Source organism: Microcoleus sp. Pol10D4, from assembly GCF_036701555.1.
Classification (GTDB): domain Bacteria; phylum Cyanobacteriota; class Cyanobacteriia; order Cyanobacteriales; family Microcoleaceae; genus Microcoleus.
This window is the reverse complement of sequence record NZ_JAUBRA010000056.1, coordinates 13,143-29,191: the sequence shown is the minus strand read 5'-3', so window position 1 is coordinate 29,191 and position 16,049 is coordinate 13,143. Positions and strand designations below refer to the sequence as shown.

At 47.6% G+C, this 16,049-nt stretch carries 13 protein-coding genes and 1 riboswitch; of the genes, 8 read left to right on the top strand and 5 right to left on the bottom strand.

Features of this window, described 5'->3' with window-relative positions; all coding sequences use genetic code 11:
* Window positions 1-352: 352 nt before the first annotated feature.
* Together QUA36_RS23365 and atzF are read right to left on the bottom strand one after the other, a co-directional pair.
* Window positions 353-1,099 carry a calcium-binding protein gene (locus tag QUA36_RS23365; RefSeq protein ID WP_333459268.1) on the bottom strand — a complete coding sequence of 249 codons (747 nt, stop codon included), beginning with the start codon at window positions 1,097-1,099 and terminating at the stop codon, window positions 353-355.
* A 40-nt stretch (window positions 1,100-1,139) separates the two neighbouring features.
* Window positions 1,140-2,954, bottom strand: a complete 1,815-nt coding sequence (gene atzF / locus QUA36_RS23360) for an allophanate hydrolase (protein WP_333459267.1) — start codon at window positions 2,952-2,954, stop codon at window positions 1,140-1,142.
* A gap of 586 nt (window positions 2,955-3,540) precedes the next feature.
* Window positions 3,541-3,691: riboswitch (guanidine-I (ykkC/yxkD leader) on the top strand.
* 143 nt (window positions 3,692-3,834) lie between these two features.
* On the opposite strand from atzF, the gene QUA36_RS23355 reads away from it, so the two are divergent.
* The 7 genes from QUA36_RS23355 (at window position 3,835) to QUA36_RS31425 (ending at window position 13,014) form a co-directional block, all read left to right on the top strand.
* Window positions 3,835-4,902: an ABC transporter substrate-binding protein gene (locus QUA36_RS23355; protein ID WP_333459266.1), complete on the top strand. Its 1,068-nt coding sequence runs from the start codon at window positions 3,835-3,837 to the stop codon at window positions 4,900-4,902.
* 376 nt (window positions 4,903-5,278) lie between these two features.
* A complete protein-coding gene (locus QUA36_RS23350; RefSeq protein WP_333459265.1) occupies window positions 5,279-6,130 on the top strand; it encodes an ABC transporter permease in 852 nt (283 codons plus the stop codon).
* A gap of 59 nt (window positions 6,131-6,189) precedes the next feature.
* Window positions 6,190-6,966: an ABC transporter ATP-binding protein gene (locus QUA36_RS23345; protein WP_333459264.1), complete on the top strand. Its 777-nt coding sequence runs from the start codon at window positions 6,190-6,192 to the stop codon at window positions 6,964-6,966.
* 324 nt (window positions 6,967-7,290) lie between these two features.
* A complete protein-coding gene (locus QUA36_RS23340; RefSeq protein WP_333459263.1) occupies window positions 7,291-8,022 on the top strand; it encodes an urea amidolyase associated protein UAAP1 in 732 nt (243 codons plus the stop codon).
* A gap of 77 nt (window positions 8,023-8,099) precedes the next feature.
* Window positions 8,100-8,741 carry an urea amidolyase associated protein UAAP2 gene (locus tag QUA36_RS23335; protein WP_333459262.1) on the top strand — a complete coding sequence of 214 codons (642 nt, stop codon included), beginning with the start codon at window positions 8,100-8,102 and terminating at the stop codon, window positions 8,739-8,741.
* A 318-nt stretch (window positions 8,742-9,059) separates the two neighbouring features.
* Complete coding sequence (gene uca, locus QUA36_RS23330; protein WP_333459261.1) at window positions 9,060-12,677, top strand: urea carboxylase; 3,618 nt, start codon at window positions 9,060-9,062, stop codon at window positions 12,675-12,677.
* A 196-nt stretch (window positions 12,678-12,873) separates the two neighbouring features.
* Complete coding sequence (locus QUA36_RS31425; RefSeq protein ID WP_445251252.1) at window positions 12,874-13,014, top strand: WG repeat-containing protein; 141 nt, start codon at window positions 12,874-12,876, stop codon at window positions 13,012-13,014.
* Between the two features lie 44 nt (window positions 13,015-13,058).
* On the opposite strand, the gene QUA36_RS23325 is transcribed toward QUA36_RS31425, so the two are convergent.
* The 3 genes from QUA36_RS23325 to QUA36_RS23315 all read right to left on the bottom strand — a co-directional run bounded on the left by QUA36_RS23325 (window position 13,059) and on the right by QUA36_RS23315 (window position 15,712).
* On the bottom strand, window positions 13,059-13,847 hold the full coding sequence (locus QUA36_RS23325) for a class II glutamine amidotransferase (RefSeq protein WP_333231590.1): 789 nt from the start codon (window positions 13,845-13,847) through the stop codon (window positions 13,059-13,061).
* Window positions 13,848-14,140: 293 nt separating this feature from the next.
* The gene (locus tag QUA36_RS23320) at window positions 14,141-15,037 is read right to left on the bottom strand and encodes a thermonuclease family protein (protein ID WP_333459260.1); all 897 of its coding nucleotides are present in this window, start codon (window positions 15,035-15,037) and stop codon (window positions 14,141-14,143) included.
* A 96-nt stretch (window positions 15,038-15,133) separates the two neighbouring features.
* Window positions 15,134-15,712 carry an ACP phosphodiesterase gene (locus QUA36_RS23315; protein ID WP_333459259.1) on the bottom strand — a complete coding sequence of 193 codons (579 nt, stop codon included), beginning with the start codon at window positions 15,710-15,712 and terminating at the stop codon, window positions 15,134-15,136.
* A 43-nt stretch (window positions 15,713-15,755) separates the two neighbouring features.
* Here QUA36_RS23315 and QUA36_RS23310 point away from each other — a divergent pair, with 43 nt between their 5' ends.
* Entirely contained in the window at window positions 15,756-16,043 is a 288-nt protein-coding gene (locus tag QUA36_RS23310; protein ID WP_333145265.1) for a hypothetical protein, read from the top strand.
* Window positions 16,044-16,049: the final 6 nt, after the last annotated feature.

Sequence of the window (16,049 nt, the reverse complement as noted above, 5' to 3'; positions counted from 1 at the left end):
TAGTCAGTAGTCAGTAGTCAGTTGTTATATCAAATCCGTTAGCATCGGAATAGTAAATTCGAGTTCACTGTTGACTGTTGACTGTTGACGCCGTGAACAGTCAACAGTCAACAGTCAACAGTCAACATCATTCCGGTGTAACCGGAAATGATATTATTTGTTATTTGTTATTTGTCATACCAAATCCTGCTTAAATAACTTTCTCTATCTTAGTCTGCGAAGGCAGACTTCGTTTGTGTAGTTTGAGGTCAAAAGCGGTTTCAAGCACCGAGTCTCATAAAATGGTTAGCCAACCCGGATTTTGTATCAGTCAACCGTCAACAGTCAACCGTCAACCGTCAACAATTCCCAATTAAAGAATAAAGTCTGCCTGACTGATAGAAGCGCGGGCAACTCCGAATAAAGTAGCCAGAGTTTCCTTGGTGCTTGTAAGCTGAATAATTGTACTCGGCGAAGTTCCTACCCCAGCGGCAATGGTGAGTTCGCCAAAGGTGAGGCCGGCAGCCAAGCGAATTTGATCCGTACCATCAGTAAAATCTGTAATGACATCAGCATCTGCCTGACGCCCGATCGCAAAAGTATCGTTTCCGGCGCCGCCAGTTAAAGTATCTCGGCCGCGATCGCCCGATAAACAGTCATCGCCGATGCCACCAAATAGCGAGTCATCGCCGGCCCCCCCAAAAAACGTGTCATTACCCGCGCCGCCCAACAAAGTATCGGTGTCTTGGTTGCCAAACAGCAAATCATTGCCAACGTCGCCCAGCATAGAGTCAGAACCTTTGCCGCCGTAGAAAGTATCGTCGCCGGCGCCGCCCAAAACGCTGTCACGGCCAGCACCGCCGAACAGTCTGTCATCGCCAATGTCGCCCAGCAGTGAGTCATCGCCGTCGCCGCCGTAGAGGGAATCGTCTGCGCCTAAGCCCAAAATGCTGTCAGGGCCACCCAAACCAAATATCAAGTTAGCGCCCGCAGTACCTCTGAGGGAGTCGGGGCCGCTGGTGCCGCGAGTGCCACCAGGTGCCCCTCCGGGACTGGTACCGCCGCCGGTGGGGGTTGGGGTTGTGACGGGAATTGGTCGAATTGGCACTGCTGATGGCATGATTCTGAAGATGGGTAGAAATTTGCAATTCTAACTTAACTTAAAACCGGAAGTTATACGCTCGCCAACCGCCTAGATCAGAAATATCGATCGCATCCGCCACAGCATAAGGTTCGCACAAAAAGCCCTGCACCGTCGAGCCGTCCTCCAACACCAGCGTACCAATTCCCAAGGGCGAGGGAATTTTAGCGACAAATCCGCCGAAAGCCGCGATCGACAACTCCCAAACTTCCACCTCGATCGCGCTACCGCCCTCTATCTGACGCACCAATCCCGGCTTGCCAAGAGCAGTACCCGTCAAAGCGTACAGCTTGTAAATCGGGCTGGTACGGCAGGCGCGAACCAAAATTCCTCCGATCTCGATTAGTTGATAATTCAGCGGCTCACCGCTCAAATGAGCGCCAACCACGGCTATTTTGACTCGTTCTTCTGAGTCAGATTTGGGGGCAATGGCTGGTTCCGGGAGGCTTGGTAGCGGCTGGCCAGTTGCGCCCAAAGTTCCCCCCAAGCGATCGTGGAAAGCAGATCCCAGGCGGCAGAGCGATAAATCGTGCCACGCAGGAGCCATCAGTGTCAATCCTGCGGGCAATCCGCTGCTTTGAAACCCGCTGGGAACTGCGATCGCGCACAAATCGAGCAAATTCGCAAAGTTCGTGTAGCGCCCGAGATTGGTGTTGAGCGCGATCGGCTCGGCTGCAACTTCTGCGACTGTATAAATCGTACCTGTCGTCGGTACCGCCAACACATCCATTGACTCCCACTGAATTTCTGCCTTCTTGCGGAGCTCTGCCAACCGGTACGACGCGCGGTAAGCCGCGACGGCATCGTAGCGTTTGCCGCCGCTGATAATTTCGTAGACGATCGGATCGATATCCTCTGGGTGCGCGTCGAGAAAATCGCCGATCGCGGCCAATCTTTCTGCTACCCAAGGCCCGCCGTAGAGTAGTGCGGCAGCATCCGCAAAGGGTTTGAAGTCAATAGGTGCGATCGTGCAGCCCAAAGATTGCAAGCGCGCGATCGCCTCTCGGTAGCGCTGTTCGGCTTCTGCATTCCCGAAAAATTCGAGTTCGCCTTGGACGGGAACTCCCACCCGTAAGCGGGATAAATCCGGCAAAACTTTCGTTTCAGGGTGGCGAGAAAACGCATCCTCAGCGTCAAAACCGCTGGCTACTTGCAGCACTGAGGCCGCATCCGCACAGGTGAGAGCGAACACAGAAACGCAATCGAGCGATCGCACTGCCGGCAGCAGGCCGCTAGTGCTGATCGATCCGCAACTTGGCTTCAGCCCGACAATGTTGGTAAAAGCAGCGGGAACCCGCCCTGAGCCTGCGGTATCGGTACCTAGAGCAAAACTCACCAATCCGGCGGAGACTGCTGCTGCGGAACCGGAACTCGATCCGCCCGGAATGTAGCGCCGATCGAACGGATTGCGGCAAACTCCATAAGGCGTGCGGGTTCCCACTAATCCTGTGGCAAACTGATCCATGTTTGTTTTGCCGATCGCGATCGCACCGGCCGCGCACAGGCGCTCTACGACTGCGGACGATCGCGCTGGAGTGCGAGCAAACGCAGGACATCCCGCCGTAGTCGGAACGCCCGCCCAATCGAGATTATCTTTGATCGCAAAAGGTATTCCGTAGAGCGGCAATTGTTGCGGATCTAGGTTTTCCAAAGCTTTGGCGCGTTCGAGGGTTTCCGCCTGCGGTGCTAAATAAATCCATACTGCCGGATCTGCATAGCGTTCGATCCGATCGTACACGCTGGCGATCACATCTGCAGGCGCGAGCGAGCCGGTGCGGTAGCGATCGAGCAGCGAATGAATGTCGAGACTCTGACTGTAGTTAACTTTTTCCATAATGCACCCTCAATTAACTCTGTCGATTTTAGATTTTAGATTTTAGATTGAAGATTTGACTTCATATCATTTCTGGTTATATGAGGATGATTTAACCGCAGAGAGCGCAGAGAACGCAGAGGGAGATCGGAGAGAGAGGAATAATTCCAATGCTAACGGATTTGACTTCACAGGCTGTGTTTGCCGATCGTTATTACAAATAGGATGTTAGTTTACCGCATTGTCGATCGTACTCGCATCCAGATTAGCGGGCGATCGAAGTATTTCTCAAGAAATATTCAACCCAGACCTTGCGGGTTTAGTCTTTGTGTGCAGGTAAACTTCGCGATTTCCAATTGCCCCGTCTCATCGCCCGGTTTAATCTTCCAAAAATTTTAATTAACTACTCCAAAAAAAAACATTTTTTGTAACATCTTACACATTTTCTCATTAAGTTTGCTGTTACCGTTTGAGACGTAGCAATCTAGTAAAATTCCACGCTACAGTATGCTTACCTTTCAAAAAGCTAAGTGCATTGCTGTTACCAACAGTCTCGAATAAATCCTTGGGTTGCAAACAGGACTTATACAGACAAGAACCGAAAAAATTTAACAGCTTCTAGGGTTCCGATTTGAATTAGTTTCTAACTCAGCTTAGAAAGTTCAAGTGCTGGTCCGAGAGAAGCAGACTGGTTCTCCCCAGATTGAATTTTAGGGAAACACTAGCCAGTTACACGGCGGGATAAAAGCCCGGGAGAAACGCGATCGGTCATCAAGACTCGGTTCGTTAGCTCTCGGGCTTTATCCTTGTATATCAGGGGGGTTTGCGGCAGCTAAGGAAGCCAAAGAAGTGCAAAAGCTCGATCGACATATTCACCTCTAACCAGCAACGAGAATATGCTATGAATATCCGATATTGCTCCCCAAAAATAACGCGATCGCCCTTGTCCTACTGCGCCATATTTTTCATCACCTTGTTTTTTGCTGTCGGCTGCGTCAACCCGGCAATTTATATCAAAACCACGACAGAAAGTGAAGCAGCTTCTTCAGTAAGTGCTAATGCAGTTAGCCTCGGATTCAGCGCGTGGCCCGGCTGGTTTCCTTGGCAAATTGCCAAAGAGCAAAAGATATTTGAAGCCAACAATGTTGCTGTAGACTTAAAATGGTTTGACGGCTACTTAGAATCGATCAGCACCCTCACAGCAGGACAGATAAATGCTAACAGCCAAACCCTCGGCGATACAGTAAACTCCATATCAGGCGGCGCCGACCAAGTAATTGTTTTAGTCAACGACAACTCGACGGGAAATGACAAAGTGATTGTCGCCGAAGGCATCAATTCCGTTGCCGATTTAAAAGGCAAAAAAGTAGCCGCAGAGGAAGGTACAGTCGATCATTTTCTATTGCTGTTAGGGCTGAGAAAAGCAGGTTTATCAGTGCAAGATATTCAATTTGTACCGCTGGAAACCGGCAAAGCTGCGGCGGCTTTCGTCGGAGGCCAAGTCGATGCAGTGGCAGTATTTGCGCCGTTTACCACGCAAGCATTAAAACGATCGAACAGCAAGGAACTGTTTAGTTCCAAAGATTTTCCGGGGGCGATTTCCGACCACTTGGTATTTACGCGAAAGTTTATTGGCGAACACCCCGATAGAGTGCAAGCCCTGGTCAATTCATGGTTTGCAACATTGGAATACATGAAAGCAAATAAAGAGAAATCTTACGAGATTCTAGCCAACCGCGCCGGAGTTAGCGTCGAGGAATACAAAGAATATGAAAACGGCACTCAGATATTTACGATAGAGGAAAACTTGAAAGCCTTTCAACCGGGAAATGACATGACATCATTGCAGTTTGCGGCGGCCGAAATGACTAAATTTCTCGTCGATGTAAATTTAGCAAAAACCCAACCAGATATCAGCACATTATTTGACGATCGCTTTATAAAAGCTTATGCCGAAGGTAAAAGCTAGAATGCAAAATTACAGCAGATTTCATGTTTATCGAGTACACCCCGATCGCCCTAGGGACTTAGGCAAAGCCCATTGGTGTCAACAACCAGCTCAAACCTAAGACCGGTCTGCTGTCTGACGATTAAGCCCAGATCCCCCCTAACCCCCCTTAATAAGGGGGGGATAAGAGTGTTCTCAAAGTCCCCCTTCTTAAGGGGGATTTAGGGGGATCTAGACTCGACGACAAGCGAGATTTCTGAAGGGTTTCCGTCTTAAGTTGACACGAAGAATGGCACGGCGCTGTGTCCTACCTCTGCTAATACCTGTCACAAATATTGGTTTTTAAAATTGCCAAAAATCACCGAAATTACTCGATAAACTATTCAGTAATTAAATCATGCCACCAAATCCCGATCCGCGATCGATCCAATCCCACCTCAAGCAAAAAAACCTAAATCCCACCGTTTTCTGGCGGATTGCGGAAGAGATACCACAACCCCTCAATATTGGGTTAACGGTAACATCGATCGCACTGCCACTGCTGCTGTGGTGGCTAGTAACAACCTTCGCCAACGTAGACCCCAAATTTTTGCCTTCACCCGGCAAAGTTTTAGAGGCATTTGGTCGGCTGTGGAACACTCGCGAACTTTTGAAAGACACAGTAGCGAGTTTGTGGCGGGTGGGAGTGGGCTTTCTGTTCGCCTTGGTTTTTTCCATACCAATTGGCGTGCTGATGGGCAGTTTTCCCAGTATTCGCGCCTTGCTGGAACCCATGTTCGGCTTGATGCGATATATGCCCGCACCAGCATTCATCCCCCTGCTAATTCTCTACTTGGGAATCGGCGAAGAACCCAAAATAATGCTGATATTTATCGGCGTCTTTTTCTTCAATTCGCTGATGGTGATGGATACAGTCAAGTTTGTTCCCAAAGACTTGATCGAAGCTACTTATATGTTGGGCGGCAATCGCTGGGAAATCCTGACTCAAGTTATTTTTCCCCACGTTTTGCCGGGAATTCTTGATGCTAGCCGCATCAACCTAGCTGCGGCTTGGCAATTGGTAATCGTCTCGGAATTGATTGCGGCAACCGAAGGTTTAGGCCGCCGGATCAGCGTCGCAGGTCGATTTCTCCGAACCGATGAAATTTTTGTGGGGCTGATTGTCATTGGGGCGATCGGACTGACTTTTGACTTGCTTTTTCAATATCTGCTGCGGGTTTCTTGTAAATGGTCAAGTCAGAAACAGTAAGCAGATGTTAAAAGTCAGAATGGTGTAATTTTTTTACTTACAATACAGAGGATAAACTCATGTTTCTACAAATCAACAACCTGCACAAAAACTTTGAAACGAAAAAGGGTAAATTAGTTGTCCTCAAGGACATCAATATGAGCATCAAGCAAGGCGAATTTATCTGCGCGGTAGGCGCATCTGGTTCCGGCAAATCTACTCTGTTGAGGCAGATTGCAGGATTGGACAAGCCGACAACAGGCGAAGTGAAAATTGATGGCAAGGAAGTTGTTTCGCCTGGGCCGGATCGAGGTATGGTATTTCAGCATTACACTCTTTTTCCTTGGATGAACGTGCAGGAAAATGCCGAGTTTGGCCTCAAACTTCAAGGTCTGTCCAAGAAAAAGCGGCGCGAACAAGCGAGCTATTATTTGAGTGTGGTAGGATTGACGCAGTTTGCTTCGTCGCTACCGAAGGAATTGTCGGGCGGGATGAAACAGCGGGTGGCGATCGCCCGCGCCCTCGCTTCTGAACCTAAAGTGTTATTAATGGATGAACCTTTCGGCGCCTTGGATATCCACACTAAAGAATCGATGCACGAATTCATGCTCGATTTGTGGCGCCGCACTCAGATTACAATCTTTATGATTACCCACGATGTCGAAGAAGCGGTGTTTCTTTCCAATCGGATTTATGCTTTGGGCGCTCGTCCCGGTACAGTGAGAAAGGAAATGTCGATTAATTTGCCCGATCGCACTCCCAGCATTAAACGCCACGCCAAATTCCACGATTACCGCGACGAACTCATGGATTTGATGCGGAAACACGGACAGGAAGCAGTTGCAATGGCTGCTTAAATAGAAATAGGTTTGTATAGCCTTTCTCAGGTAAATGAGGTACTCGTGGGCATTGGGTATTGGGCATTGGGCATTGGGCATGGGCATAGAACTCTCCCCCATACCTCACCACGCTTGAAAACCGCTATAAATATTACTTTGGGATCAGGCGGGTTGACCAGCTAATATCATGTCCGGTTGAATAGTTATAATACTTTTGTCCCATCATGCCCGATGCCCGATGCCCGATGCCCGTATAGGATTTATAAGTAATTAACCGGACTTGATATAAGACATACTATTGTTTTATTTCGCTGACCTACCCAAATACATCAAGAGGAACTTATGGTGCAACTATCATCGATCGACCCAAACTCACAAATTGATTCAAGCCTCGTATTAATCGAAGAAACCGTACCGGGCGGCGCGTACTGGTCGGGAGTCATCAAGCGGGGAAACACCCTGCGAATCACCGATTTAGAAGGCTCTCGCGGCGTTTCCATGCTGTGCTACAACGCCGACAATGCGATCGAACGTTTCAACGCAGCAGACACCGCCAAAATTCAATTCAACGCCTTTCTCAAACAAGGCATGGCGATCTACACAGACATGGGACGCATCCTATTTTCCATCACCCAAGACACCTCCGGCTGTCACGATTTGCTAGGAGGATGCAGCAACGCCATTAGCAATGCCAAAAAATACGGCGAAGGAGACTGGAAAAACTCCCGCGACAACTTCCTCAAAGCCCTAAGTCGGTGGGGATTGGGTAAAAAAGATATCATGCCCAACCTCAACTTATTTACTCGCATTGCCGTCAAACCAGACGGCACGATGGAGTTTCGCGAAGGCTGCGAAAAACCGGGTAGTTTTATCGATTTGCGAGCAGAAATGAACGTATTGACCATTATCTCTAACTGCCCCCACATCCTGCATCCGGGTTCAACTTACGATCCAAAACCCATCCAAATTCAGATTGTGAAAACCCCCGCACCCGCACCAGACGACTTGTGCCGCGCCGCCAACCCGGAAGCCGTGCGCGGCTTCATCAACACCGATGCTTTGTTCGTGCAATAGACTCGATTCCAGCACTCAATATTGTCCGCACCAATCTGCGGTGAAAAATTCTGCAATTCCATCACAAAAAGTGAACCATGACTGCAACTACCCAACAAATCCTCGATCCAAAAACAGCAATTTATAACGAAGTTTTACCAGCCAGACATCCCTGGTCTCGCGTCATCAAAAAAGGACAGATTCTTCGGATTGTAGATTTAGGCGGAAATCAAGCAGTAGATTTTTTAGTTTACAATGCCGATGACCCTTCCGAACGCTACAGCGCCCCCGATACGATCGTCAATCAAGGCAACATCTTTGTCACTACAAACAGCCAACTCATTTCCAACGAAGGGCGAACCCTGATGACCATAATTGCTGACTCCTGCGGGCGGCACGATACCTCCGGCGGCGCCTGTAGCTGCGAGAGCAATTCGGTGCGGTTTGGGCTAGATAAAAAATACCAGCACGCCTGTGTTGAAAATTTCCTCGCCGCAATTCTTCCCCACGGTTTGGGCAAGCGAGATTTAGTCAGCAATATCAACTTCTTTATGAATGTTCCGGTTAGCGAAGATGGCACTCTTGAAATTGTTGACGGCATCTCCGATCCGGGAAGTACAGTTGATTTGCGAGCAGAAATGAACGCGCTAGTTGCTATTTCTAACTGCCCGCAAATGAACAACCCTTGCAATGCTTACAATCCTACGCCGATTCAGTTAATTGTTTGGGATTCCGTGTAATCTGAAAATATCTAATTATTAGGACTTACGCACTCCGAACCAATAAACCGGGTTTTTTAACCGAGATTGAAGGTTTTAAGCAATTATTTTGGTGGACAAACTCGGTTTCTGACCCCCCTGAATAATCGATTGCCAATTAGCAATTACAGGACTTACGCACGGGGACTAAAGAAACCGGGTTTTTTAACCGAGATTAAGGGTTTAAACTAAATATAATGGTTAAAAAACCCGGTTTCCGAATACTCGTGCGTAAGTCCAAAATTACCAATGCCCAATGCCCAATGCCCAATGCCCAATGCCCAATTCCCAATTCCCTAAATGTTTAACAAAGTTTTGATTGCCAATCGCGGTGAAATTGCCTGCCGAATTATCCGCACACTCGATCGCCTCGGAATTGCTTCAGTAGCAGTATATTCTGAAGCCGACGCCCGCGCCAAGCACGTTTTCGCCGCCAGCGAAGCCGTTTGTATCGGTGCAGCCGCGGCAGCCGAGAGTTATTTGCGGTTCGATCGCATTCTCGAAGTTGCGCGCCAAACAAAAGCTCAAGCCATCCATCCGGGTTACGGTTTTTTGAGCGAAAATGCTGAATTTGCCGAAGCTTGTGCAAGCGAAAATATTGCATTTATCGGCCCGACTCCGAGTCAGTTGCGCTGCTTTGGATTGAAGCACACCGCGCGGGAAATAGCCGCTGCAAATCAAGTGCCGCTAACTCCCGGAAGCGAACTTTTAGCAAGTTTAGAGGATGCCCAAAAAGCGGCTGGGGCGATCGGCTATCCGGTAATGCTCAAAAGTACCGCAGGCGGCGGTGGCATCGGTTTGCAGGCTTGTTTTGGCGATCGAGATTTGGCAGAAGCCTTTGAAAAAGTACAGCGTTTGAGTCAAAGCAATTTTAAACAAAGCGGCGTTTTTTTAGAGAAATACATTCAAACAGCCAGACACATAGAAGTCCAAATCTTTGGAGATGGCAAAGGAAATGTCATAGCCTTGGGCGAGCGAGATTGTTCGGTGCAGCGGCGCAATCAAAAAGTAATTGAAGAAACCCCCGCCCCTGGTATTACCGACGAACAGCGAAATCAGTTATACGGTGCAGCAGTGCGGCTCGGAAAAGCGGTAAATTACCAGTCAGCCGGGACTGTTGAATTTGTATTTGATGTCGAGGCGAAACAGTTTTATTTTTTGGAAGTCAACACGCGCTTACAAGTCGAACACGGCGTTACTGAAGCTGTCAACAACATCGACCTTGTTGAGTGGATGGTAAAACAGGCTTCTGGAGATTTGTTCCCCCTGGAAGAGTACCGCTATCGGCCGCAGGGACACTCTATTGAGGTGCGAATTTATGCGGAAGATGCCGGCAAGAATTTTCAGCCGAGTTCCGGGTTGCTGAATAAAGTTGCGTTTCCCGAAAACGTCCGCTGCGACAGTTGGATAGAAACCGGGACGGAGGTTACTCCTTTTTACGATCCGCTGCTAGCCAAAGTAATCGTTTGCGGGGATAATCGAACCCAGGCGATCGTAAAACTAAAAGCTGCTTTAGATGCCAGTGAAATAGCGGGAATTGAAACTAATTTAGATTACCTCCGCCAGATTTTGGACGATTCCCGATTCAGCCGGGGCGAACTGAGCACGCGCTTTTTAAACTCTTTTGAATACGCACCTTTAACGATCGATGTATTGGATGGGGGAACCTACAGCAGCATTCAGGATTATCCGGGGCGGATTGGCTATTGGGATGTGGGCGTGCCGCCTTCTGGGCCGATGGATCATCTGGCATTTCGATCGGCAAATCGTTTAGTAGGAAATCCCGAATCGACAGCAGGATTGGAATTCACAGCTACAGGTCCAACTCTGCGCTTTAATGCCGATACAGTTATTAGTTTAACTGGTGCAACTATGAAGGGAACGCTAAACGGCGAACCCGTGCCGTTTTGGACGGCAATTCCCGTAAAAGCTGGCAGCATTCTCAAGTTAAAAGCCATTCAAGGCGGCGGCTACCGCACTTATTTAGCAGTAAAGCACGGCTTTAATGTCCCCGATTATTTGGGCAGCAAATCAACTTTTGTACTGGGCAAATTTGGCGGACACGCGGGCCGCACGCTGCGTCCGGGAGATGTGCTTAAACTGCATCAAACGGCAACTCTGGAAGCAGAATTATCTTTGCCTCCGGAACTAATTCCCACCTACAGAAATAATTGGGAAATCGGCGTTTTGTACGGGCCTCATGGCGCGCCGGATTTCTTTACTGAGTCAGACATAGAAATGTTTTTCTCTACAGAATGGCAGGTGCATTACAACTCGACGCGGACGGGCATTCGGCTGATCGGCCCGAAGCCCACCTGGGCGCGTCAAGACGGCGGAGAAGCGGGTTTGCACCCGTCTAACATTCACGATAATGCTTACGCGATCGGCACGATCGATTTTACGGGGGATATGCCTGTAATTCTCGGTCTTGACGGCCCGAGTTTGGGAGGTTTTGTCTGTCCTGCTACTATTGTGCAGTCGGAATTGTGGAAAATCGGGCAACTAAAACCGGGGGACAGCATTCGCTTTCACTGTTTGAGTTTTGCTGAAGCTTTGCAGCGGGAATTAGCACAAAATCTGCAAATTGCTACTTTTAGTTTGCCTGTTTTTAGGAAAAATGCGGAGGAATTGCCCGCAGTTTCCGCTTCTCCAATTTTGCACGAAATTCCCGAATCTCCGGGACAGGTTGCTGTTACTTACCGTCAAGCTGGGGATAAATATATTCTAGTTGAATACGGCCCCTTGGTGCTGGATTTAAATTTGCGTTTTCGGGCGCACGCATTGATGGAACAGTTGAAAGCAAATCCGTTGCCGGGTGTTATCGAATTAGTGCCGGGAATGCGATCGCTCCAAATTCACTTTGAGGGCAGCCAGATTTCGCAACAGCAGCTAATGCAGGCGCTGATTGCGGCGGAGGCGGAACTTCCGGCGATCGAGGATTTGGAAGTGCCGGCGCGAATTGTGCACTTGCCTTTATCTTGGGAAGATGAATCGACGCTGTTGGCCATTGAAAAATATATGCAGTCTGTGCGATCGGATGCACCTTGGTGTCCCAGCAATATTGAGTTTATTCGCCGCATAAACGGGCTTGACAGCATCGAACAAGTCAGAGAAATTGTATTTAATGCTAGCTATTTAGTGATGGGTTTGGGAGACGTTTATTTAGGCGCGCCCGTCGCAACTCCCCTCGACCCGCGCCACCGTTTGGTTACTACTAAATACAATCCCGCCCGCACTTGGACTCCTGAAAATGCAGTTGGCATTGGCGGCGCGTATTTGTGCGTTTACGGGATGGAAGGGCCGGGAGGTTATCAATTTGTCGGCCGCACGGTGCAAATGTGGAATCGGTTCAAACAAACGGCGGATTTCCAGTCTGGTAAACCTTGGCTTTTGCGCTTTTTTGACCAAATCCGATTTTATCCGGTTTCTCATGAGGAATTGCACCGCTGTCGGGAAGAATTTATCGAAGGGAAGTTTAAATTAAAGGTTGAGGAAATTACTTTTAATTTGAGAGAATACAATGAGTTTTTGCATTCTATTGCTAACAATGCGGCTGAGTTTAAAGCGCAGCAGCAGGCCGCATTTAATGCAGAGCGCGATCGCTGGGCCGCATCCGGGGAATTTGACGCTGAATCTGCCGCAGAATCCTCGGCGGATGTGGCTTCTGAAACGGCGGCGGAGGTTGTTTTGCCGATCGGTTGTGAGGCAGTTGTCGCCCACGTTTCGGCCAATGTTTGGCAGGTGCTGGTTAATGTGGGAGATACGGTTGCAGAGGGCGATCGCCTGTTAATTTTGGAAGCGATGAAAATGGAAATTGCTATTACTGCTGATGTTGCGGGCACTGTTGCCGAGTTGTTTTGTCAAAAGGGACAAACGGTGACAGCCGGACAAATTCTCGTGGCTGTTCAACCGAATTAATCCCTCTGTTGTCAGTTCGGGGAAAGTAGAAGCCGTTGGATAATTGCGGGATGATTTTGATTGTTTTGTGGGATGGGATATCGTAGCCAGTCAGGTGTATTTTCACTGAAGGCGAGACACCCCACAAGAATCATCATCAAATTGTGCAACCCGGCTCATTTAATGAAGGTTTAGCAGCAGTTAGGGCTTCAAAAGGGTGCGGATACATCAATCAAACAGGCTAGTGGGCGATCGCCCCCAAGTTTCCGCTGTCGGCAGTTTTTCAGAAGGCTTAGCCGCTGTCAAGCGCGATAGCAAATCTGGCTTCATCAATCAAGCTGGAAAGCTGGTTATTTAGCAGGTTCGATGCTCTGTTTAGGCTTTAAATTTGTTTGAATCTCGTTAACTTAACTCCAGCAGCCCAGAATTGACGGGCAAACCATCCTGAAATACCAGCAATTCTCCCGGCTGAATTTGCGTCCAAACTTCGTTATCTGTCAGCGGAAAAGTCGCAATAACAGCCACGCGATCGTCCTCCTTGGTCAATTCCCGGAAATCGACAGTTACATCTTCGTCGATCGAGTGAGCGCTAGCAAAAGGTGCTTGTCGCACAATATAATGCAGATTAGTAGAACAATGGGTGAACAAGTGTTCTCCATCGGAAAGTAAATAATTAAAAATTCCGTGTTCTGCCAAACTTTTAGTAATTTCCTCCAAAACCGGGTAAATTTCCGCTACAGCAGGCTTACTTTGAGGAAAAGAGGAGCGCAGCTTTTCTAATATCAAACAGAATGCTTTTTCGCTGTCAGTTTTACCAACCGGTTTGTAAACTCCGGCACATTCTGGATAAAAGTTTTCGAGATTGCCGTTGTGAGCAAACACCCAATAACGTCCCCAAAGTTCCCGAATAAAAGGGTGGCAGTTTTCCAAAGCAATTGCGCCTTGCGTAGCTTTGCGGATGTGAGCAATGACGTTAGTTGAATGAATGGGATAGCGGCGCACTACTTCAGCAACCGGAGAAGCAATCGCAGGTTTTGAGTCTATAAAAAGGCGACATCCTAAACCTTCAAAGAAAGCAATTCCCCAACCGTCTTGATGAACGTCTGTTCTGCCACCTCTTGCAGAAAAACCCTCAAAAGAAAAGCAAATATCTGTTGGAACATTGCAGTTCATTCCCAGTAATTGGCACATAGCTTTTAAATCTCTGGAGTTTGAATGGATGTCGCAGCTATTGGCAGCTACAGACTTGCGATTATACTATTATAGTATGAATTGATTTAGCCTTATAAAAAAAACACAATAATTTTGGATTTTCAACCATAATGCTACTTAAATTTTAAAAAATGCGTGAAGCCAAGCTATCCCGAACGCGCGTGCGAACCCGTTGCGGTAGGGAATCGCCCAAAATTCAATCGCGTTCCCCGCAGAACAGTCTTCATCGTTCCCTTTGTCTTGCAATTTTTTTAATTAAATTCATGTAAGATTCAATTTTCTGGGGGAAAATCTGAAAGTTGTTTGATATCCTTCAAAACTATTTGAGGCTTCCCTTTGTACTGTTCTACCTTCCCACTGACATACACATATCCCCGTCCCAGACCTGCATAACGTTTCTCAATTAGCCGCTTCAATGGAGCCATTTCATCAGTTTCAGCATCCGGTATCCACAAATCTAATTTATGATAAACTGAGCCAGCATAAATCAGAGCGCTACCGCCGATCCATTTAGTAATTCCCGCCTGCAAATCGCAGAAAATAGTAATAGATTTAGCTTTCTCAGAAGCAGCTAATATTTTCGGGTAGTGCAACCTCAAAGAAAGCGCTCCTGCCGTTGCTTCCGACAACCGAAACTCTTCAACAATCGAGCCTCGCATCGACCACCAAGGCAGTAAATTAGCATAGTTGCGAGAAGGAATTTTGGCATTAATAATCGGATTCCAAATCATCAGATTGTAAGCTTTTGCTGCCGATTCTGCTTCAGTCATTTGGCGGTGATACAATCTGGAGCGCCCGTATTTGACAAAGTAGGGACTCCAGCCTTCTTCAATCAGTTTAAGATTGTAATTTTCTCCATTTTTATGTACGTAACAGAGGAGACGCCCGTAGTTGTCGCGGTGTTTTTGTAGAGCCACTTCAACCGCATCGTCTGTATCAAATTCTATGTCAATTTGAGCAAGTCCGCCATCTGCTGTGGCGAAGTATTTTTTAGCCATTTCCGTACCTGCTTTCCCCGCCGCAGTTACAGGTTTGGAGCCTCCCGGATGACTTTCTTCTGTATCGACGCAAATCAGCCGCAGAGACTCGGTTTTGCCGTTGAGAGAAATTTTGATGCTGTCGCCATCAACTACTTTAGTTATTTGCAGGCTCGGAATTCTGGTTGCCATATTTTCAACCCTGTTGCACTTAAGATTTCATGCAGGTATCGGTTGAATCATACACGAGTTCGCTATCAATAGCAACTGTAATTTTTGTTGTTTGTATTAATATTTGTCAACTGTGGCGTATTTTATTAAGTCGGGGAAAAAATATCGAAAATCTGATTCTAAGCGCTGATAGTTAGCTGTCAAATCTTCTATGCCGCTTGCCAAGTTATTTGTCCGCTTGACTCGGGCCGACATTCTTGTAAGAGTGATGCCGATTTCGGCAATTTCCTGATAAGATGAAAGCAAGTCGCGGGCAATTATTGTTGGCAGCACCCGCTGGAGAGATTCAGGCAATATATCGCGATTGTCTTGCAGGACTTTATAGACATGGCGAGAAAAATCGGGAAGCGGAATTTCTGAATATTCCAGCCAATTTTTAGCTAAGAAGTGGTCGTAAAACACGTCAATCAAAACTCCCGCAAACCTGCGTCTCTCGGCACAAACAAGGCTTTTACTCGATCGCACTATTGGGTGAGAGTCCGTGTAGGTATCTACTTTGCGGTGCAAATCGATGCCTTTTCTAATTTCATCGGAATAAAGGTTGACAGCCGTTCCTTTGACAAAATCTCCTAAGAGGTTGCCAATCAGGGATTCTGGCGTGCCTTTTGATAAGAATAGATGAGCCAAATAATTCATTGCTACAGTAAAAATATCTAAGATAGCATAAGGAGAAAGAATAATGGCTGTTCTGGAATGTGTAAAACCGGGTGCTAAACTCGGTCAAATTATTCTTGCCGTTGATCTTACTGTTGCCGGTGCTGTCGATCGCATTTTAGCAAAAATTCAAGACTTAGGATATGACCCAGAAATCCGTCATGTCAACTATCCGTCTGGAGTTCACGTCTTGGCAATTCTCAAAGACGAACAGCATTCAGAAGCAGTCGATGATGACTACTTGTTAGAGGAGTGGCTGCAAGTAAGATCGGAAATAAACCCCGATGCGGTTCATTTGTGGCGCGGCAAATAAACCAAT